Here is an 18,586-nt window from a genome sequence, read left to right on the forward strand (position 1 = left end):
CGCCTACTCGGCGCGCTTGGCGTCGATGAAGGCGCAGAGCGCGCCGAAAGTTTCCAGCATCTCACCGTCGACATCCTCATCCTCGACGATGACGTCGAAGCGATCCTCGATTTCGGTCAACAAGCCCGCAACGGCCTGCGAATCGAGTTCGGGCAGCGCGCCGAACAGTTCGGTATCCGCATCGAAAGCCGCCACACGCTCTGGCGTCAGGGCCAGAACGTCAGTGAGGATCGCGCGCAGGACCGTATCGGTCGACTGGGTGTCAGAGGGTACTGTGTCGCACATGGGCGTCGGCCATTACCTCCCCGAAACGCGTTGGGCAACCCGTCTGCAGGCATGGTGCCTGCGCGCACCCATGCTATGCGCCCTTGCATGAGCGCCGCGATTCTTCCCGTCGACCCGCAACCGATAGACCGGCTGACGCTGCGCGGCGCGCCCGATGCACGGGCGCTCGTTCTAAAAGACAGGGTGCTGACCTACGCCGATCTGGAGGCGGAGATTGGCATGTTGGCAGGATGGCTGGCTCAGCAGGGGTTCGCCGCCGGAGACCGCGTGGCGAGCTGGTCGGGCAAGGGTTGGCTGACCTGCCTGCTGCCGTTGGCTGCGCCGCGTGCGGGGCTGGTCCACGTGCCGGTCAATCCCGCGCTGAAGCACGCGCAGGTGTCGCATATTCTGGCCGACAGCGGTGCGCGGCTGCTGATCGCCAACAAGGGGCGGTTGGACGGGCTGGCTGCGGCGGATGTGCCCGAAGGCTGCATCTTGCTGGATGAAGCGGACCGCCCGCCCGCCGCCGATGCGCTGCCGATAGGGCCGAGCGACCATGATCCGAACGCCTTGGCGGCTATTCTCTATACCAGCGGATCGACCGGACGTCCGAAGGGTGTGATGCTGAGCCATGCGAACCTTTGGCTGGGTGCGGAGGCGGTTGCGCACTACCTGCATCTGACCGAAGGCGACCGAACCCTGTCCGTCCTGCCACTGGCATTCGATTATGGGCAGAACCAGCTGCTTTCGACATGGTTTGCGGGCGGTGCGGTCGTTCCAATCGACTATCTGCTTGCGCGCGAAGTGGTGAAGGCGGTCGCTCGGCATGGGATCACGACCTTGGCTGCCGTGCCGCCCCTATGGGTGCAATTGCTGGAACAGGTCTGGCCGCAAGAGGCTGTGACGCCGCTCCGCCGCCTTACCAACAGTGGCGGCGCTTTGGGCGAGCCGTTGGTCCGTCGCCTTCGCGCCCGTTTTCCCGATGCGGACTTTTATGCGATGTACGGGCTGACCGAAGCCTTTCGGTCTACCTACCTGCCGCCGGACCTGATCGACGCGCATCCGACCTCGATTGGCGGAGCTATCCCCCATGCCGAGGTTCTTGTCGTGAAGGATGACGGCGATCTGGCTGGTCCAGGTGAGGAGGGGGAACTCGTACACGCAGGGCCGCTGGTGGCGCAAGGATACTGGCATGATGCCGACAAGACCGCCGAACGGTTCCGGCCAGCGCCGAGCGGATCGAAATCGGGCGGCATCGCGGCATGGTCCGGCGATCGGGTGCGGTATGACGCCGAAGGATTGCTCTATTTCGTGGGCAGGCGCGATGCGATGATCAAGTCGCTGGGCCAGCGGGTCAGCCCGCAAGAGATCGAGGAGATTGCCCTCGCCACCGGTTTCGTCGCCGAATGCGTGGCGCTTGGCCTGCCCGATCCGGCCCTGGGGCAGGCGATCCACCTTGTCGTCCGCGCGCCCGCAGGAACCGACCCCGACGATGTTTCGGCTCCACTGGTGCAAGCGCTGCGCCGCGAACTGCCGACCTATATGCAACCGCAGGCGATCCACTGGCGCGATGCGCTGCCGAAAGGGGCGACGGGAAAATTGGACCGGGTCGGGCTGGCCCGCGAACTGGCGGGAGAGGCGGCATGAAGGCTATGGGACCGATCCCGGCGGGCTTTGGCTCTGTGGCGGGGGAACTGGTTATAGAGGGCAAGCCCGCATCGCACTGGGTGGCGCAAGCGGGGGGAACGCCGTTGTTCGTTTATGACGCCGCTATGCTGACCGCGCGGGTCGCACAGTTGCGGCGGGCAATGCCGGATCGACTGGCGATCCACTATGCGATGAAGGCCAATCCGTTCGCACCGCTTCTCGCGCACATGGCGGGGCTGGTGGACGGGTTCGATGTCGCCTCGGCGGGCGAGTTGCAGATGGCCATGGGGGCAGGTGTTGCGGCATCGCGGATAAGCTTCGCCGGCCCGGGTAAGAGCGATGCGGAACTGGAAGCCGCGATTTCCGCCAGTGTTACGCTGAACCTCGAATCCGCCGGGGAACTGCGACGGGCGCTGCAAGTGGCGGACCGCATCGGCAAGTCGCCGCGTCTGGCCATTCGTGTGAACCCGGATTTCGACCTGAAAGGGTCGGGCATGAAGATGGGCGGCGGGGCCAAGCCGTTCGGGATCGATGCGGAAACCGTGCCGCCACTCGTGCAAGAGATAATCGCTGCCGGTGCCGAATGGCGCGGATTTCATATCTTTGCGGGCAGTCAGGCGCTTTCCGCCGATTCGGTGATCGAAACGCAGCGCGAAACCGTCGCGCTGGCTGTCAGGCTGGCCGAGGCTGCGGACGCTCCGCTGCCCCATTGCAATATTGGTGGTGGGTTCGGCATTCCCTATTTTCCGGGTGACGCGCCACTGGATGTCGATGCCGTGGGTGCAGCGTTGGGCGAAACGCTTGCGGGCCTGTCCGATGTTTATGCCGATACGCAGTTCGCGATTGAACTGGGCCGTTGGCTGGTGGGTGAGGCGGGCGTGTACCTGACCCGCGTGCTCGACGTGAAGCAAAGCCATGGCGAGACCTTCGTGGTGGTCGACGGCGGCTTGCATCACCAGCTTGCCGCATCGGGCAATTTCGGTACGGTCGTGCGCCGAAACTATCCGGTCGCGGTCGCCAACCGCATGGACGAGGCCGCGTCTGGCGCGCCGCAATCGATTGTCGGAAGGCTATGCACCCCGATCGACCGGCTGGCGGACAAGGTCTCGTTGCCGATGATGCAGGAAGGCGATCTGGTCGCGATCTTCTGCGCCGGTGCTTATGGGGCCAGCGCCAGTCCGGCGGAGTTCCTTGGCCATGGCCCAGCGCACGAGGTACTCGTCGCGGGATGATTTACCTCCAAATCGGAGGGTGATTGCGAAGGATGCCCGCGACTTAGGGTGCGATCCGGAGGTAGTTCGGCTTTTTCCGGCAGCGTTATCAAGGCATTGCTTAGGCCGGAACAAAGCGAGGGCCGCAAGAATGTCCGTCAACCTATCGCAGCTGAATACCCGGAAATTCCCCATCCGGTTCTCTCAGATCCAAGCAGGGCCGCCCCGCGTAATCCAGGGGTGCCTGACCGCACTTGAAAGGCGGGACCGTGCAGTCGTGCTGACCGCGCCAACGAGGGCGGAGCGTCATGCCTTGTTATTGGACATCGGGCATAGGGCGGGCGCCGAATTTAGCCGGATCGTACACTTGCATGGCGACGAATGCGGTCGCTCTATCGAACACCTGCTTCGGGCAGAGGGGCTCACGTTTGCACGGCTAGCTACCCTGCCACCGGTGTCGTGGCCGGGATCGGACAGCGTTCTGGTGATTGTCGACGAGGCGGAACTGGTTCCGCAAGTGACGCTTGCGGCGCTCGCAACGCTTTGCGATTCTGCGACCGGTGCGGCGGTTCAGGTCGTGCTGGCGGGCAGCCCGGCGCTGATCCCCATGCTTTGCCAACCCGAATGTCACGCGATCTGGCGCGAGATTCGCATGACCTTGATGCTAGAGAAGCCTGCGCCGGGTGCGCGATTTTCAGGACCGGACGGCCTGATGGCAGGCGCGGTGCGGCGGCGGGATCACGCAACCTATGTGAAGAATTGCAAGGCGCCGCCGCACCGGCTGCATTGATCAGGCGGTTTCGACCATCAATAGCTCGACCGTATCCGCCGCAGTGATCTGCAACGCGCTTTCCCGTCTAATCGCAATACCGTCGCGCGAATGCGCGGCCTTGCCGTTCACGTCGATCGAACCGTCGATCGGCACGAGGTAATAATACCGTGCCGGATCGAGTGGCATAGCCAGAGTTTCACCGACATTCAGTGTGGCGGCCAGAATTCGCGCATCGGCATTGATACGCAGAGGATCGTTTTCGCCGGAGCCTTCAGCGTCACCGCTGGCCAGTGTTACCCACTGTCGGGAACGGCCGCCCTTGGGAAAGGCGCGGTTGCCCCATGACGGCGGCAGGCCGGTGCGGTCGGGCATTATCCATATCTGGAACAGCTCGGTCGGCTCGTCCTCCAAGTTGAATTCGGCGTGGGCAATTCCCGTGCCGGCGCTCATGACCTGAACGTCGCCTGCCTCGGTCGCGCCGCTGTTGCCAAGGCTGTCGCGGTGGCTGATGGTTCCCTTGCGGACATAGGTGATGATCTCCATGTCGCGGTGCGGGTGTTCGGGAAAGCCGCTTTTCGGCGCGATCCAGTCGTCGTTCCAGACGCGCAGACGCCCCCAGTTCATGCGATCCGGGTCGTGATAGCCGGAAAAGCTGAAGTGAAAGCTGGTGTCCAGCCACCCGAGATTGGCCTTGCCCAAGCCGTCGAAGGGCCTGATTTCGATCATGTTATTATCCACATCGGCGGGGTTGCCCGATTGCGGGGCCGCCGGAATGCCCTGCAGATAATCTACATTCGAACGTGCTCAAGAGGGCACATCGCTGTGCCTATTGCTCCCCATGCCCGCGGGCCAGGTAATCCGCCGATTGCATTTCCATCAGGCGGCTGACGGTTCGGTCGAATTCAAAGCGTCCGTCGCCAGCCTCGTACAGTTCTGCCGGGCGCGCGTCGGCGGTGGCGATCAGTTTTACGCCGTGTTCATACAGAGCGTCGATCAGGGTGACGAAGCGGGCCGCCTCGTTCCGCATATCGGGCCCCATCTGCGGGATGCCGACGACGATGACCGAGTGATAGTTGCGCGCAATGGCAAGGTAATCGGACGCGCCGCGTGCCTCTGCGCACAGCCGTTTGAAGGAGAAAACCGCGACGCCCTTCAGGCTCTTCGGCACGAAGATCGTGCGCCCGGTGCCGACGGCCAGTTCGCAGCCGGTTACATGCTCCGCATCTTCGGGCGGATAGTCGGTCAGGCGATAGAAGAGCTCGCGCACCTTCGCCGTCGCTTCTGGCCCGGTGGGGACGTACCAGACATCCATCCCGCCCAGACGTTCCAGTCGGTAATCGGTCGGTCCGTCGAGCGTCAGGACATCGAGGCGACTTTCGATCAGGGCGATAAAGGGCAGGAAATGTTCTCGGTTCAAACCGTCCTTGTAGAGGTCCGACGGCGCGCGATTCGATGTTGTCACGATCGTCACCCCCGCCGCGATCAGGGCGGTGAACAGCCGGCTCATGATCATGGCGTCGGCGGAATTGTTCACGACCATTTCGTCGAAGGCCAGCACGCGCGATTCGGCGGCGATCTGTGCGGCGACCGGCAGGACGGGATCGCCGCTTTCCTTTTTGCGCTCTGCCCGAAGCCGGGCGTGAACGTCGAGCATGAATTCGTGGAAATGCGCGCGCCGTTTCGCCGACACATCCAGCGTTTCGTGGAACAGGTCCATCAGCATCGATTTGCCGCGCCCGACACCGCCCCACATGTAAATGCCGCGCGGGGCAGGGGCCTCGCCGCCGAACAGGCGTTTCAGCAATCCGCCCTTGGCCGGGGCAACTTCCAGTTGCGCCTGCAGGGCATCGAGCGCCTCTGCTGCGAGGCGTTGGTCGGCATCGCTGCGCAGTTCCCCCGCGGCGATCAGCGCATCGTATCTGGCGAGCAGCCCGCTCATACGCCGGGCAACTTGCGGACTACGCCGCTGCCATGGGCGATGCAGCGATCATCCTGGGCCATCTCAAAGCTGAGGAATAGCATGCGCCCGGTTTCCTGCTTTACCCGCAAGTTGCCGAAAATGGGTTTGCCTGCGCTTCCGGCGCCGGGATAGTCGATCGCGTAGGATACGGTGACGTTTTGCATGGCGCGGGACATGAGCGGGATGGCGAGGACATGTTCCCCCAGTCCAGCCAGAAACGCGCCGTGCAGCCCGGAAAGCAGGTTTCCGTGGCGCGCATCGGTATCGACCTTGAATTCGTACGCGTTCTCGCCCGCTGGACGGTAGTGGACAGGAGGCCAATGCTCCGGCCACGTTCCCGAACCGCGAAAGTCGTAGATGCTCCAGCCGTCGTCTTGCACCGAAAAAGGCTCAGACGAGGCGTTCGGCTTCCATCTTCTTGATTTCGGCGATGGCCTTCGCCGGGGACAGACCCTTGGGGCAGACGTTCGCGCAGTTCATGATCGTGTGGCAGCGATAGAGGCGGAAAGGGTCTTCCAACTCGTCCAGACGCTCACCGGTCATTTCATCACGGCTGTCCGCCAGCCAGCGATAGGCCTGAAGCAGGATCGCCGGGCCAAGGAACTTGTCGGAATTCCACCAGTAGCTGGGGCACGAAGTGGAGCAGCACGCACACAGGATGCACTCGTACAAACCGTCCAGCTTGTTGCGATCTTCCGGCGACTGCAGACGTTCCTTGCCCGACGGGGTCGGGGTTACGGTTTGCAGCCAAGGGCGGATCGACGCGTATTGTGCGTAGAAGTGCGTGAAATCGGGGACGAGATCCTTGATCACGTCCATGTGCGGCAGCGGCGTGATGCGAATCTCGCCCGAACCGCAATCCTCGATCGCGGTGGTGCAGGCGAGGCCGTTTCGGCCGTTGATGTTCATCGCGCAGGATCCGCAAATGCCCTCGCGGCAGGACCGACGGAACGTCAGGGACGGGTCCATCTCGTTCTTCATCTTGATCAGCGCGTCGAGCACCATGGGGCCGCAGGCGTCCAGATCGATTTCGAATACGTCGTAGCGCGGGTTCTCGCCGCTATCCGGGTCATAGCGATAGACCTTGAAGTTGCGCGCCTTTCCGCCGGTTTCCGCCTTGTGCGTACGGGTCTTGCCGTTGATGCGGCTATTCTTCGGCAGGGCAAACTGGGCCATCGGTGCTTCAACCTGACTAATCGAAATGGAATGCCTGCCCGCGTCAACATGACCGCGCGCGGCAAGTCAAGGGTGCTGCGCTGCGGCATCACGCTTTTTCGTGATCGCTTGCGCCCGAACAGCCGAACGCCTAACCGCTGGCGACCGAAGCTGGGGAACCGATTGTTGCGGCAGGATATCGCGATTTACGACCTTGATGGCACCTTGCTGCGCCGGGCGACGTTCACGCCCTTCCTGCTGTTCGCGGCGCGTCGCATTGCGCCGTGGCGCTTGGTTCTCGCGCCGGTCTGGATCGTGGCGATGGCGATTTACAAACTGGGCGCATTCTCACGGCAGGCGCTTAAACAGTTCGGGTTGCGACTTTTCCTTGCGAATATCGACGACAGGCGACTGGCGGAGGTTTCCAGCGAATTCGCAGCTACGGCGGTGCCGGGCTGGATCGCGACTGGTGCCGCGCGGGCGATGGAGCGCGACCGGGCCGAAGGGCGACTGATCATAATCGCCACCGCCGCGATGGCTTTCTATGCCGAGAGAATAGGCCAGCTTGCCGGGATAGATCACGTGATCGCAACCCGCTGGGCCGATTTCTCTGGCGTTCGGATCGACGGACGGAATTGTTACGGCGAAGAAAAGTTGCGGCGCATTTCCGCCTACCTGTCGGAAATGGGGATCGATGCCGAAAATGGCCACGTGCGGTCCTATTCCGACAGCTTTGCCGACGCGCCGATGCTCGAATGGTCGGACGAGGCGGTTTTCGTAACCGCATCGGCGCGCGCGACGCGGCGGGCGCAGGGGCGGGGTTGGTCGGTCGCGGATTTCGGCAAGGCCTGAGTGGGGATTGCTTTCGGTGTTGTCACAATACCGGCTGGCATTTTGTATCGACTGGTGACAAGTGCTTAAGCCGACACGGCTTGGGGGCCGGGTCTGTGCTATCCGCGCGGTCAGACGTCTGACCGGCCGCTGGCACGGGGCCGTCGCAGTGCAAGGGAATCGGAACGTTTGATGGCGGGTGAGCCAGTTGCAGGCCTGGAGGTGCAGGGATCGGCGAAGGGCCGAATCTATGGCATTACTCCCGCCGAACGGCTGCGCCGGCAGGTGGCGTCGCGCTCACCTTCGATGGCGGATTGCCGCCTGGTCGCCGATGCGGGTTGTATTCTGAGCGATGTGACTCTCGACTGGATGATCGCAAATCCCGGCATTGTCGTGAAAAGCCCGATCGGCGATGCTGCCGCCGTCGTGGTGGATGGCGGATCCGAAATCGATCTTGCATCATTGCGCGACGACAGCGGCTGCGCTGAACTCGGTTTGCGCCGGGCGAGCGATGCGGATTTGAGTGCGATGTACAATCGCAAGCTGCGCCGCCAGCAGGACGGGCTGGTGCTGGATGTCGATGCCATGCCGGTCGCGGCGGCGGAATGGCGGCTGTTCAAGGATGTCTACAAGGGCATTACCGATATCGTGACGCGCTATGTCTGGCCGGTGCCGGCTTTCTGGCTGGTCCGTCTGCTATCCCGGATCGGCGTTACGCCCAATGCCGTCACGATGACGAGCATCGTGCTGACCTTCGTCACCGCCTACCTTTTCTTCGAGGGCATGATTGGGGAAGGACTGATCCTCGCCTGGACGATGACGTTCCTCGATACCGTGGATGGCAAGTTGGCGCGCGTTACCTGCACGTCCAGCCCGTTCGGGAACAAGCTAGATCATATTCCCGATCTGGTGCACCCGCCGGTCTGGTGGGGGTGCCTTGCCTATGGATTGTTGCGGGATTCGGCGGATCATGCGTTGATCGTCGGATCGGCGGTGGTGATCGTGGGAAGCTATGTTGTCGGGCGACTTGTCGAAGTCGGGTTCAAGAAAGTCTACGGCTTCAACCAGTACATGTGGCAGCCTTTCGATCAATACCTGCGGTTGATCATCGCCCGTCGGAACACGATCCTTGCGATCATGACGGTTGGTCTGATCCTAGGCCAGCCGGTTGCCGGATTTGTCCTTGCCGCAGTGTGGAGCGTGCTGACCATCGGCATCCAGCCGATCCGCTTTATTCAGGCGTGGGGGATGGCGCGGGGCGGGTCTGCGCCGACACCCTGGATTCAATAGCGGATGCCCTGGGGTCGTTTGATAAAGCGCGAACTGGTTCCGGTTCTCGCTCTGCTTCTGCTTTGGGGAACGGTCCTCATCCAGATCGGACCACGCGCCTTGGCCTTGGTTATTGCCGTGCATTTTTGCGCAAACGCAGCCCAAGGGATCAGCGCCATTGCCACCGTCGGGGCGGTGCGCCGTCGCCGCGCGGCTGCGCCTGAGATATTCCGTGCGACCAGACTGCGCGCATGGATACTGGAAGGGGCCTCTCTGGTCGGCGGACTTGTCGCTCTGGGCCTGATTGCCTTGCTCTATGTCTTTTTCGAAGAGCGGGAGTTGGTGCCCCTTATCGCCATGATCGCTTTGGGTTTCCCCGCGCGATACAACGGACCGCTTCGTGCGCGCGGATTCGGTTCGGCGGTTCCGCGCGTCGTGCGGTCGTGGTCCGCGGCAATCATGGTGCCGATTGTCCTGCTGATCTGGCCGACGGCAGAGGCGGCGGTTCTGGCGCTCGCCGCGCGGGAGTGGGTGACGACAATCACTCTCGCGCTCTGGCGGGAGAAACCGCCAACGGAACGGCAGATAGAGCGGACCGAGCACTATGTCCCCGCGTGGCGAGAGTTTCTGACCCTGACCGCGTCGCTTTCGATGCGGCGGTTTTTCTATCACGCCAGCCACTCGATCCTGCACTTCGTCGTCGGTCCGTTCGGAAGCGCAGTCGCACGGGCATCGCGGGGCATGGGCTATCTGCGGCGTGTCAGCGAGGTCCGGCAGATGAAGCAGGTCGTCTCACTCGCCTCTGTCGGTGGGCTGGGCGGGACCGTACTTCTGCTGTGGCTGGTGCCGGGGCCGGGTTCGCTCGCGCTCAGCAGTCTGCTGCTGCGTCTGGGTGCTTTGGCGACGAGTGCGACGATCTGGACTTATGCCTTTCCCGCCGCAGCAGCCGGCAGTGCGGGTGAGGATAGCGCAGACGACGATTGAGCGCCTCAGGACTCCAGCCTGCGGATCGCATAGAGCGTCATGCCCCCCATCACGAGATAGCCGACCAACCCGCCGATCGCGACCGACCAGGCTGCACCGCTGCTGCCATATGTCGGGGCGAGGAGGAGCAGCATTGCCGAGGTCGCCACTACAATCGCGAAGTGCGCCCGCAGCGCCAGCCGTGCCCGATTGGTCGAATGCAGCACAGGTTCGAACGCCACGCTCGCCAGTTCAAAGCTGGCCGCGATGGTCAGCGGGACCAGTGCGACATAGGCGGCGCCAAACGATTCGCCCGCGATCAGTTCCAGCAGGAAGCGGCCTGCGACGAAGACGACGGCAACGACGAGCAACCCGCCAAGCCCCGCCAGACGCGTGGTTTGCACAACCAGCTTGCGAAAGGCCGCGATGTCCGACGCGACGCGGGCGCGGGCAATCTCGGCATAGGCGGCGCGGGTCAGCAGGGTGGAAAGCTTGGCCAATCCTTGCGCCAACTGGTGCGCAAGGCGATAGAGGCCCGCTGAACTGGTCCCGACGAAGTACCCCACCGCCAGCAGCGGCCCGTGGCGATAGAGCGCGTTGAGCGAGGCACTGGCGTACGTGACACCGAAGAACCGCACGACGCCGGTATTTTCCTGCTTGGTCTGCCCGATGGACCGAAGGTTCTTGAATCTGATCGCCTGCGGGCAAAGCCAGCGGGCGATGATCCAGTAGACTGCAGCCTCCAGCAGGTCGATGAGCGCCCATGCGATGAAAAACTTCACCAGGCTTGGTCCGGTCAGCCAAATGCCGACCGCTGCCGCCAGTCGGCCCAGCGGGACCAGCGCTTCGACATAAACGGCCAGGTCGAACCGGTCGAGCGCGCGGACCACGCCGGTGGGGGCCGATACCAGCGCCCAGACCGCCGCGACATTGAACCAGAAACCCATGTCGACCAGCGCCGGGTTCAGTTCCAGCATGTCGGCAAACTGGTAGAAGGCTAGATAGGCGACCAGCGTGCCGAACAGCGCACCGACAACGTCGAGCACGCCCGCCAACATCGACAACCGCCCGAACGCGTCCCAGTTTTTGGCGTGAACGTGCTCTGCCCCGTATCGCACGACGACGCGCCACGTTTCGAACCCGCAGATCGCGATCAGCGCCTGCGAGGTGCCGAAAATCAGCGCAAAGTGGCCGAAGTCTTTCAGGCCCAGCGTACGCGTCAGAATCGCCAGATAGACGAGCGAGCATACCGCGCCGAAACCCTTCCCGGCGATCAGCCAGGCGAGGTTCGCGACCATTCGTCCCATCAGGGATCGGTTTTGCGGAGAGGTTTCCGCGCGATTAGCCATATTCGACGCCGAATGGACGACCGCCCGCCATCGCGCAAGCGTCCGTGCAAAATTGCGCACCGTGCTGTGTGCAGCCTGGCCAAGGCAATTGCGGGAAAGGTTCAAGTTGCCTAACGGATTGGCCATGATCGAACATGCCATTCTGTTGAGCGCGGGGCAGGGCTCGCGCCTGCTGCCGCTGACCGCCGAGCGTCCGAAGTGCCTGATCGACTTTTCCGGAAAGTCGCTGATCGAATGGCAGATAGAGATGCTGGCCCGCGGCGGGGTGAAGCGGATCGACGTTGTCACCGGCTTCATGACGGACATGGTCGAAGCGGCCATCGCCCGCATCGACAACCCGCGGGTGGAGGTGACCTGTCATTTCAACCCGTTCTTCAAGGTGGCAGACAACCTGGGCTCGTGCTGGATCGTGCGTGAGCAGATGATGAATGACTTCCTGATCCTGAATGGCGATACGCTGATTTCGGAAGACATCGTACGAAAGGTTCAGGAAGGCTCCGACTGGCCCATCGCGGTCACGGTCGACGTAAAGCCGTCCTACGACAGCGACGACATGAAGGTCTCGCGCGGGGAGAACGGGCGGCTTGCCCGCATCGGCAAGACGCTGACGGCCGAAGTCAGCAATGCCGAATCGATCGGGTTCCTTGCGTTTCGAGGCGAGGGGGCGGAACTGTTCCGCAATACCGTGCGTGACACGATGCGTACGCCCGACGGTGTCAACCATTGGTACCTGAAGGTGATCGACATGATCGCCGATAGTGGCAAGGTCGGCACCAAGTCGATCGAAGGGCTGGACTGGGCCGAGGTCGACTTCCTCAACGATATCGAGATCGCGACCGAACTGACCGATCGCTGGGTCGGCTGATCAGGCGAGCAGCGCGGAGAGTTCTTCGCGCAGGGCCGCGATGTCGGCGTCGGTCAGCGCGATAGCTGAGCCGAGGTCCGGCACCTTCGGCCAGCCTGCATCGGTGAAGCTGTGCCCACCCCATTCGCGCGCGCCATCATAGCGCGGGATGACGTGGAAATGGACTTGGGGGTCCACCATCATCAGCATCAGGTAGTTGATCTTCGCATAATCGACGAAGCCGCGCAGCGCGGTTTCGATCGCTTTCGTCGCTTGCTCCAGTTCCGCAAACGCCGCCGGGGGAAGGGCGGAGAAATCGGTGACTTCGGACTTGGCCGCAAGTACGAGGCTGCCCAGAGTCGGCTGGGCCGGACGCAGCAGCACGACCCAGTGTTCGAATTCGCGGATCAGCGTAGCCGGATACCCGAATTTCTCGATAGTGGGGTTCATGCCGCATCTCCCGAAAGCCAGCTTTTGATCGGGCCGTGTCGACGCACCGCGATCTCTGCCTGCAACAGCTGTATGCAATGGACCACCAGCGAAATTACGGTCCACCACGCCACCGCTACGATGCCGATATCGGGGCGTCCGAACAGCGTGGCGACGAACAGGATCACCATGTTTGGATTGCGCCGCGCCGTGATCAGGCGGAACCAGCTGTCGAACCGCCGCCAGACATGGATGTGCATCATCTGATGCCGCCGCATGAACAGCCCTTCGATCATGCGCTGCACAACATAGCCGCCCTGTATCGCGATCTGGGTCAGCCAAAAGGTCGTAGGATCGAGCGCCAGTCCCCAATAGACCAGCCCTGTCGCCCAGAACCACCACCAGAACGGCGGGTGGATCAGGTCTATGCCGTGGTCGAAGACGTTGCCCCACCAGCTGGACGTGATCGTGCAACGGGCCAGTTTCCCGTCAACGGTATCCAGCACCATGAACACCAGCCCGAATGCCATGCCCTGCCAGTAATGGCCGAAGGCGAACAGTGCGGTGGCCGCAAGGCAGAACGCCGCGCCGACTGCCGTCACCATGTTCGGCGTGATGTTCAGCCGTGCCGCAATGCGGGTAATGACCAGCGCCCATTCGGGCCACAGGTACTTGGTCAGAACATCGGTCACGCCCTTGTAGGCGCCGAAATAGCTGGCCCGTTCGATCGGGCGGACGGTTTGCGGGTTCAGCGCAATCAGGAACGGTGTTTCCCGCTTGCGCAGTTGCTTGTTTTCTACCGTCGGCCCGTCTTCATAGCGCAGGATGGTCAGCGGCAAGGGCTCGCAATCGATGCCTTCCAGCATAGCCGTGCGGATCTTCTCCGCCTGTACGGGATCGGAAACATGCGCCAATGCGGGCACGCCGCCCAAGGTCAGCATCGTATCGGGCCGCCGACCCAATTCGCGCAGCCAGCACGGATCGTAGGCGAACGCGGCGTTGACCAACAGCACCGGACCGTTTTCACGCGCATGCCAGTTGTCGCGCGGCAGGTCCGCCGACCGCGCAATGCGGCGCGTGCGTTCGCCCATCGAGAGTCCCCATAGCAGCGTGGGGTTCTCTCCGACGGAAACGACCGTGGGGGCGTTATCGGACCTGATCATGTTCAAGGCGCTTAGATGGGCGATTTGCGAACGGCAATGCCTGACATGCGCGTAATCCCCGTATGGGGGCGTTTGGGCGTTCAACAGGCTGGGCCATGCGGCGATGTGGAGTTATGAGCGCGGAGATGAACGATATTCGACCGGACCTGTCATTAATGACCGCCCTGATCCTTGCGGGGTCGCGACCAGAGGGAGAGCCTTTCGCGCTGGCGCAGGGCTATCGCCATAAAGCGTTGATCGAGATCGAGGGCAAACCGATGCTGTCATGGGTTTGCGAGGCCCTTCGGAACGCGGGATTCGCGCGGGTTGTCGTGACGAGCAACGTCGATGAGATTCTAAAGCTTGCCGGGCAGGCAGGTGCCGAGACCATGCCTGCGGAAAGCGGACCCAGCGCCAGCGTTGCTGCGGCATTCGAGCGATTCGGCGCGCCGATGTTGGTGACGACATCGGATCATCCGCTGTTGCGTGCCGATTGGGTGCGCGACTTCGTGGCCGATACGCCAGAGACGTGCGACCTGTCGATCCTGCTCGCCAATCGCGATACGGTTGAGGCGGCTGTGCCAGATGGCAAGCGCACCTGGATACGGATGGCCGATGGCCACTGGTCGGGGTGCAATCTGTTTCTGCTGAAAACCGCCGCCGCGCGCCGTGCGATCGACCTTTGGGGCACAGTGGAGGCGAACCGGAAGCGGCCGTTGCGGATTGCTATGCAGTTGGGGGTCGGAACCCTGCTGCGGTTCGTGCTGGGGCGGCTGACGATGCAACAGGTCGCGGGCAGGCTGGGGCTGCGCGTGGGGGTGGACGCCCGTGTGGTGGCCGCGCGCGATGGGTTGGCGGCGGTCGACGTGGACAAGGAAGCGGACCTCGTGCTGGTCCGCTCGATCATGGCGGGCCGAGGCGGTTGATGCGCTGCGCCGTATTCGGATCGACTGGCGGGATCGGGGCGGCACTGGTCGATCGTCTGCTAAGCCGGAGCGATGTGTCCCGTGTCTATTGCGTGTCGCGGAGGGGCGAGGGGTTAGCCGGTGGACGCGCGGCGCCGCTGGCGTTCGATTTACGCGACGAGGCCAGCATTGAGCGCGCTGCCTTGGAGATGGGGCAGGAAGGCGCGCTAGACCTCGTGATCGTGGCTACTGGCATCTTGACGCGCGATCCCGGGATTGCCCCTGAAAAGACGTGGCGTGCCATCGACCCTGCCGCGATGGCCGATGTTTTTGCGTTGAACACCATCGGTCCGGCCTTGGTCGGCAAGCATGTCCTGCCGTTATTGGCTAAAGATCGGGCGGCGCGCATGGCATTCCTGTCGGCCCGCGTCGGCTCGATCGGGGATAATGGGCTGGGGGGATGGCACAGCTATCGTGCGTCGAAAGCCGCGCTCAACATGCTGGTTCGCAATTTTGCGATAGAACTTCGGCGTAGCAATCCGCGGGCGATCGTTGCCGCGCTGCATCCGGGGACGGTGGCAACCGCCCTGTCGCAGCCGTTTAGCGGGAATGTGCCCAACGAAAAGCTGTTTGATGCCGACTATGCCGCAGGCTGTCTGCTTGACGTATTGTCCGGTCTTTCACCACAGGACAGCGGCGAGTTCTTTGCTTGGGACGGTCGAACCATCGCATGGTGACCGCCGGCCCCGCCTTTGCGGCAGGGCCGGGATCGTCGATCAGTTACCGAAAGTGCGCTGCCACCAGCCACGGCGGGGTTCGCCGTCCTCGCCGGTTTCACCATTGGTGTCGTTGGCGGGCGCGGGTTCGGACGCCTCCGGCGCAGCCGGTTCAGGCTCTACGGCGGGCTGCTCGGCCTTGATCTCTGCTTCGGGCGCAGGTTCTTCCACCTTTTTGCGACGCGTGCGACGCTTCTTGGGCTTCTCTTCAGCCTCTGCTTCGAAAACAGCGGCCTCGGCTTCAGGAGCCGCTTCCTCGGCTTTTTCTTCGGCATCGGGCTTGGGCTCTTCGGCCTTCTTGCGACGCGTCCGGCGCTTCTTCGGCTTTTCCTCGGCTTCCGGCTCGGCGGCAGGCACGGCCTTTGCCTCAACCTCGGCGGCAGGCTCTTCGGCCTTTGCCTCGGTTTCGCCTTCCGACGCTTCCTCGCTTAGCGGCGCGGCATCGCCATCCGTCTTGCGACGCGAACGGCGGCGGCGCTTCTTGGGCGCGGCGTCAGCCTCGGCCTCAGCGGCTGCCTCAACGATTTCGGGCTGAGCCTGATCGTCGGCCTTACCGTCCTCCGATCCTTCATCGTCCGACCGATCGTCGCCTTCGCTGCCGTTTTCGTCATCGCGATTGCGGCCACGGTTGCGACGTCCGCCACGACGGCGACGGCGACGCTTGCGGCGGTTGCCGTCATCGTCGCTGTTGTCGTTGCCGCGGTTTTCCTCGACTTCGTCCTCTTCGTCATCCTCGACGGGATCGTTGTCGTCTTCCTCTACCTGAATGACTTCGAATTTCGGCGCGTTACGCGGTTTTGGACCCGACGATCCGACGCGCATCTTCGCGCCTTCGTTCTCGCCCTCGGGAATGACTTCAACACTGACGCTATAGCGGTCCTCGATCTCGGCCAGATCGGCACGCTTGGCGTTGAGCAGGTAGATCGCCGCCTCGGTGCTGGCATAGAGGCTGATGACGCTGCCCTTGCCCTTGGCCGCTTCGTCCTCGATCAGGCGCAGCGCGGACAGGCCAGCGCTGGACGCCGTGCGGACAAGGCCGGTGCCATCACAGTGCGGGCATTCGCGCGTCGTCGCTTCCAGCACGCCGGTGCGCAGGCGCTGGCGGCTCATTTCCATCAGGCCAAAGCCGGAAATGCGGCCGACCTGAATGCGCGCGCGGTCGGTCTTCAGCGAATCCTTCATGCACTTCTCGACCTTACGGATCGAGGAGTTGTGCTCCATGTCGATGAAGTCGATCACGACCAGCCCAGCCATGTCGCGCAGGCGCAACTGGCGCGAAATCTCGCGCGCGGCCTCCAGGTTGGTGGACAGCGCGGTCTGCTCGATCCCATGCTCCTTGGTGGAGCGGCCCGAGTTGATGTCGATCGACACCAGCGCCTCTGTCGGGTTGATGACGAGGTACCCGCCCGATTTCAGCTGTACGACCGGATCGTACATCGCGGTCAGCTGATCCTCTGCGCCATAGCGCTGGAACAGCGGCACCGGATCGGCATACTGCTTCACCCGCCGGGCATGGCTGGGCATCAGCAGCTTCATGAATTCCTTGGCCGAGCGGTAACCCTGCTCACCCTCGACGATCACTTCCTCGATCTCGCGGTTATAGATGTCGCGGATCGCGCGCTTGATCAGGTCGCTGTCCGAATGGATCAGGGCCGGGGCGCTGGATTTCAGGGTGTTTTCGCGGATCTCGTCCCAAAGTCGGGCGAGGTAGTCGAAGTCGCGCTTGATCTCTGTCTTGGTGCGCGACAGGCCTGCGGTGCGCACGATGCAGCCCATCGACTTGGGCAGCGACATTTCCGAGACGATCTGCTTCAGGCGCTTGCGGTCCGCCGCGCTGCTGATCTTGCGGCTGATCCCGCCACCGTGGCTGCTGTTCGGCATGAGGACGCAATAGCGACCGGCCAGCGAGAGATAGGTGGTCAGAGCGGCACCCTTGTTGCCGCGCTCTTCCTTGACGACCTGCACCAGCAGGACCTGACGACGCTGAATAACGTCTTGAATCTTGTAGCGGCGACGCAGGGCAAGGCGCTTGGCGCGCGCTTCGTCGGCGGCACGGGCGCGAGAGCCGTTGCCGCCCTGACGGCGACCCTTGCGGCGGCGGTTGTTGCGGCGGCCCCCGTTGTTGTCGTCCGAATCGTCATCGTCGTCAGGACCGCTGACGTTGCCGTCCTCGATCGTAGAGACGTCGTCCTTCTCGGACGTGTCCATTTCCTCCAGACCGCCGTGGTCGTCATCACCATCGGCGAGTTCCTCGGCCAGCGAATCTGCGGCCTCGTGCTCGTCACCGTCGTCCAGATCGTGCTCTTCGGCTTCGATCTCGCTCTCGTCGGCGTCTTCCTCGGCGCGAAGGCGCGCTTCTTCCTCGGCATGCTCAGCCTCTTCGGCCAGCAATGCGTCCCGGTCTTCCTTGGGGATCTGGTAATAGTCGGGATGGATTTCGTTGAAGGCGAGGAAGCCGTGGCGGTTGCCGCCGAAATCCACGAACGCCGCCTGCAACGACGGTTCGACCCGCGTTACCTTGGCGAGGTAGATGTTCCCCTTGATCTGCTTGTGTTCAGCCGACTCGAAGTCGAATTCTTCAATCCTGTTGCCCTTGAGCACCGCCACCCGGGTTTCTTCCTGGTGGCGCGCATCGATCAGCATACGCGTGGTCATCGATTAATCTCCATGCGCGCGAAATGCCGGGCGGGGCGGCAAGCCGCCATGCCCGGGTCGCGCGTCTATTCATTGGATCGCGCCGGGTTTCGGGGGCACGCGGCCCGCCGTTCGGCGCGAAAGGTTCGAAAAAACCGGCAAAGGCAATGCGCCCGGCCGGAGAGAAATTGCGTGAATGGGTTCGGTCGGCCGCGAAACGACAGGACGGCATCGCGCCGCGCAGGGCCGGCCCATGGGGCAGGCGGTGCGCCGGAATCGATGCTGTTTCGACCATTGTAGTCCTTGCTTCCTTGGCCGTACGACACCCCGGCGGCACGAAGCATATCTTCGTGCCCGCATGCATGGTTGCCGTTTGGCGCACCCGGTGATCTGCACATCCGGTCCGGCGGGGTTTCCTGCCCTCTTCCGAAGGCG

At 63.1% G+C, this 18,586-nt stretch carries 18 protein-coding genes; 9 read left to right on the forward strand and 9 right to left on the reverse strand.

The genetic code is table 11. The features are described from left to right. Positions 1-3 precede the first annotated feature (3 nt). The gene (locus tag AB433_RS07895; protein ID WP_047820599.1) at positions 4-285 is read right to left on the reverse strand and encodes an acyl carrier protein; all 282 of its coding nucleotides are present in this window, start codon (positions 283-285) and stop codon (positions 4-6) included. Positions 286-372: 87 nt separating this feature from the next. Between AB433_RS07895 and AB433_RS07900 the strand changes: the two genes are divergently transcribed. The 3 genes from AB433_RS07900 (at position 373) to AB433_RS07910 (ending at position 3,912) form a co-directional block, all read left to right on the forward strand. Continuing rightward, positions 373-1,911, forward strand: coding sequence for an acyl-CoA ligase (AMP-forming), exosortase A system-associated (locus AB433_RS07900; protein WP_047820600.1), 1,539 nt, complete (start codon positions 373-375; stop codon positions 1,909-1,911). Beyond that, the gene (locus AB433_RS07905) at positions 1,908-3,143 is read left to right on the forward strand and encodes a pyridoxal-dependent decarboxylase, exosortase A system-associated (protein ID WP_047820601.1); all 1,236 of its coding nucleotides are present in this window, start codon (positions 1,908-1,910) and stop codon (positions 3,141-3,143) included. Before AB433_RS07900 ends, AB433_RS07905 begins: the two co-directional genes overlap by 4 nt. 256 nt (positions 3,144-3,399) lie before the next feature. Next, positions 3,400-3,912: a P-loop NTPase family protein gene (locus AB433_RS07910; RefSeq protein ID WP_218916928.1), complete on the forward strand. Its 513-nt coding sequence runs from the start codon at positions 3,400-3,402 to the stop codon at positions 3,910-3,912. On the opposite strand, the gene AB433_RS07915 is transcribed toward AB433_RS07910, so the two are convergent. The 4 genes from AB433_RS07915 to AB433_RS07930 form a co-directional block, all read right to left on the reverse strand. Then, on the reverse strand, positions 3,913-4,620 hold the full coding sequence (locus AB433_RS07915; protein ID WP_047820603.1) for a pirin family protein: 708 nt from the start codon (positions 4,618-4,620) through the stop codon (positions 3,913-3,915). A gap of 100 nt (positions 4,621-4,720) precedes the next feature. Then, entirely contained in the window at positions 4,721-5,833 is a 1,113-nt protein-coding gene (gene zapE / locus AB433_RS07920) for a cell division protein ZapE (RefSeq protein WP_047820604.1), read from the reverse strand. Continuing rightward, positions 5,830-6,234 carry a hotdog family protein gene (locus AB433_RS07925; protein WP_047820605.1) on the reverse strand — a complete coding sequence of 135 codons (405 nt, stop codon included), beginning with the start codon at positions 6,232-6,234 and terminating at the stop codon, positions 5,830-5,832. The genes zapE and AB433_RS07925 overlap by 4 nt, the downstream gene beginning before the upstream one ends. A gap of 10 nt (positions 6,235-6,244) precedes the next feature. Next, the gene (locus tag AB433_RS07930) at positions 6,245-7,030 is read right to left on the reverse strand and encodes a succinate dehydrogenase iron-sulfur subunit (RefSeq protein WP_047820606.1); all 786 of its coding nucleotides are present in this window, start codon (positions 7,028-7,030) and stop codon (positions 6,245-6,247) included. 30 nt (positions 7,031-7,060) lie between these two features. Between AB433_RS07930 and AB433_RS07935 the strand changes: the two genes are divergently transcribed. The 3 genes from AB433_RS07935 (at position 7,061) to AB433_RS07945 (ending at position 10,093) form a co-directional block, all read left to right on the forward strand. Continuing rightward, entirely contained in the window at positions 7,061-7,861 is an 801-nt protein-coding gene (locus tag AB433_RS07935; RefSeq protein ID WP_053059055.1) for an HAD family hydrolase, read from the forward strand. 285 nt (positions 7,862-8,146) lie between these two features. Further along, positions 8,147-9,130 (forward strand): CDP-alcohol phosphatidyltransferase family protein, encoded by a 984-nt coding sequence (locus AB433_RS07940; protein ID WP_218916929.1) that lies wholly within the window; start codon positions 8,147-8,149, stop codon positions 9,128-9,130. A gap of 3 nt (positions 9,131-9,133) precedes the next feature. Then, positions 9,134-10,093 carry a hypothetical protein gene (locus AB433_RS07945; RefSeq protein ID WP_047820607.1) on the forward strand — a complete coding sequence of 320 codons (960 nt, stop codon included), beginning with the start codon at positions 9,134-9,136 and terminating at the stop codon, positions 10,091-10,093. Between the two features lie 5 nt (positions 10,094-10,098). Here AB433_RS07945 and AB433_RS07950 read toward each other — a convergent pair whose 3' ends face one another. Further along, on the reverse strand, positions 10,099-11,379 hold the full coding sequence (locus tag AB433_RS07950) for a lipopolysaccharide biosynthesis protein (protein WP_245626619.1): 1,281 nt from the start codon (positions 11,377-11,379) through the stop codon (positions 10,099-10,101). Positions 11,380-11,545: 166 nt separating this feature from the next. On the opposite strand from AB433_RS07950, the gene AB433_RS07955 reads away from it, so the two are divergent. Further along, positions 11,546-12,286 carry a phosphocholine cytidylyltransferase family protein gene (locus tag AB433_RS07955; protein ID WP_047820608.1) on the forward strand — a complete coding sequence of 247 codons (741 nt, stop codon included), beginning with the start codon at positions 11,546-11,548 and terminating at the stop codon, positions 12,284-12,286. Here AB433_RS07955 and AB433_RS07960 read toward each other — a convergent pair whose 3' ends face one another. Then, the gene (locus AB433_RS07960; RefSeq protein WP_047820609.1) at positions 12,287-12,715 is read right to left on the reverse strand and encodes an HIT family protein; all 429 of its coding nucleotides are present in this window, start codon (positions 12,713-12,715) and stop codon (positions 12,287-12,289) included. Beyond that, complete coding sequence (locus AB433_RS07965; RefSeq protein ID WP_047820610.1) at positions 12,712-13,857, reverse strand: CDP-alcohol phosphatidyltransferase family protein; 1,146 nt, start codon at positions 13,855-13,857, stop codon at positions 12,712-12,714. Before AB433_RS07965 ends, AB433_RS07960 begins: the two co-directional genes overlap by 4 nt. A 125-nt stretch (positions 13,858-13,982) precedes the next feature. Between AB433_RS07965 and AB433_RS07970 the strand changes: the two genes are divergently transcribed. Together AB433_RS07970 and AB433_RS07975 are read left to right on the forward strand one after the other, a co-directional pair. Beyond that, positions 13,983-14,762, forward strand: a complete 780-nt coding sequence (locus tag AB433_RS07970) for a nucleotidyltransferase family protein (protein ID WP_245626620.1) — start codon at positions 13,983-13,985, stop codon at positions 14,760-14,762. Then, the gene (locus AB433_RS07975) at positions 14,762-15,478 is read left to right on the forward strand and encodes an SDR family NAD(P)-dependent oxidoreductase (protein ID WP_047820611.1); all 717 of its coding nucleotides are present in this window, start codon (positions 14,762-14,764) and stop codon (positions 15,476-15,478) included. The genes AB433_RS07970 and AB433_RS07975 overlap by 1 nt, the downstream gene beginning before the upstream one ends. Before the next feature lie 39 nt (positions 15,479-15,517). On the opposite strand, the gene AB433_RS07980 is transcribed toward AB433_RS07975, so the two are convergent. Next, entirely contained in the window at positions 15,518-18,172 is a 2,655-nt protein-coding gene (locus tag AB433_RS07980; RefSeq protein ID WP_047820612.1) for an Rne/Rng family ribonuclease, read from the reverse strand. Positions 18,173-18,586 lie beyond the last annotated feature (414 nt).

Source organism: Croceicoccus naphthovorans (genome assembly GCF_001028705.1).
Taxonomy (GTDB): domain Bacteria; phylum Pseudomonadota; class Alphaproteobacteria; order Sphingomonadales; family Sphingomonadaceae; genus Croceicoccus; species Croceicoccus naphthovorans.

Coding starts and splice junctions, on each gene's coding strand:
- AB433_RS07895 (WP_047820599.1), bottom strand. CDS start 285: ATGTGCGACACAGTACCCTCTGACACCCAGTCGACCGATACGGTCCTG.
- AB433_RS07900 (WP_047820600.1), top strand. CDS start 373: ATGAGCGCCGCGATTCTTCCCGTCGACCCGCAACCGATAGACCGGCTG.
- AB433_RS07905 (WP_047820601.1), top strand. CDS start 1,908: ATGAAGGCTATGGGACCGATCCCGGCGGGCTTTGGCTCTGTGGCGGGG.
- AB433_RS07915 (WP_047820603.1), bottom strand. CDS start 4,620: ATGATCGAAATCAGGCCCTTCGACGGCTTGGGCAAGGCCAATCTCGGG.
- zapE (WP_047820604.1), bottom strand. CDS start 5,833: ATGAGCGGGCTGCTCGCCAGATACGATGCGCTGATCGCCGCGGGGGAA.
- AB433_RS07930 (WP_047820606.1), bottom strand. CDS start 7,030: ATGGCCCAGTTTGCCCTGCCGAAGAATAGCCGCATCAACGGCAAGACC.
- AB433_RS07935 (WP_053059055.1), top strand. CDS start 7,061: ATGCCTGCCCGCGTCAACATGACCGCGCGCGGCAAGTCAAGGGTGCTG.
- AB433_RS07940 (WP_218916929.1), top strand. CDS start 8,147: ATGGCGGATTGCCGCCTGGTCGCCGATGCGGGTTGTATTCTGAGCGAT.
- AB433_RS07945 (WP_047820607.1), top strand. CDS start 9,134: ATGCCCTGGGGTCGTTTGATAAAGCGCGAACTGGTTCCGGTTCTCGCT.
- AB433_RS07950 (WP_245626619.1), bottom strand. CDS start 11,379: ATGGGACGAATGGTCGCGAACCTCGCCTGGCTGATCGCCGGGAAGGGT.
- AB433_RS07955 (WP_047820608.1), top strand. CDS start 11,546: ATGATCGAACATGCCATTCTGTTGAGCGCGGGGCAGGGCTCGCGCCTG.
- AB433_RS07960 (WP_047820609.1), bottom strand. CDS start 12,715: ATGAACCCCACTATCGAGAAATTCGGGTATCCGGCTACGCTGATCCGC.
- AB433_RS07965 (WP_047820610.1), bottom strand. CDS start 13,857: ATGATCAGGTCCGATAACGCCCCCACGGTCGTTTCCGTCGGAGAGAAC.
- AB433_RS07970 (WP_245626620.1), top strand. CDS start 13,983: ATGAACGATATTCGACCGGACCTGTCATTAATGACCGCCCTGATCCTT.
- AB433_RS07975 (WP_047820611.1), top strand. CDS start 14,762: ATGCGCTGCGCCGTATTCGGATCGACTGGCGGGATCGGGGCGGCACTG.
- AB433_RS07980 (WP_047820612.1), bottom strand. CDS start 18,172: ATGACCACGCGTATGCTGATCGATGCGCGCCACCAGGAAGAAACCCGG.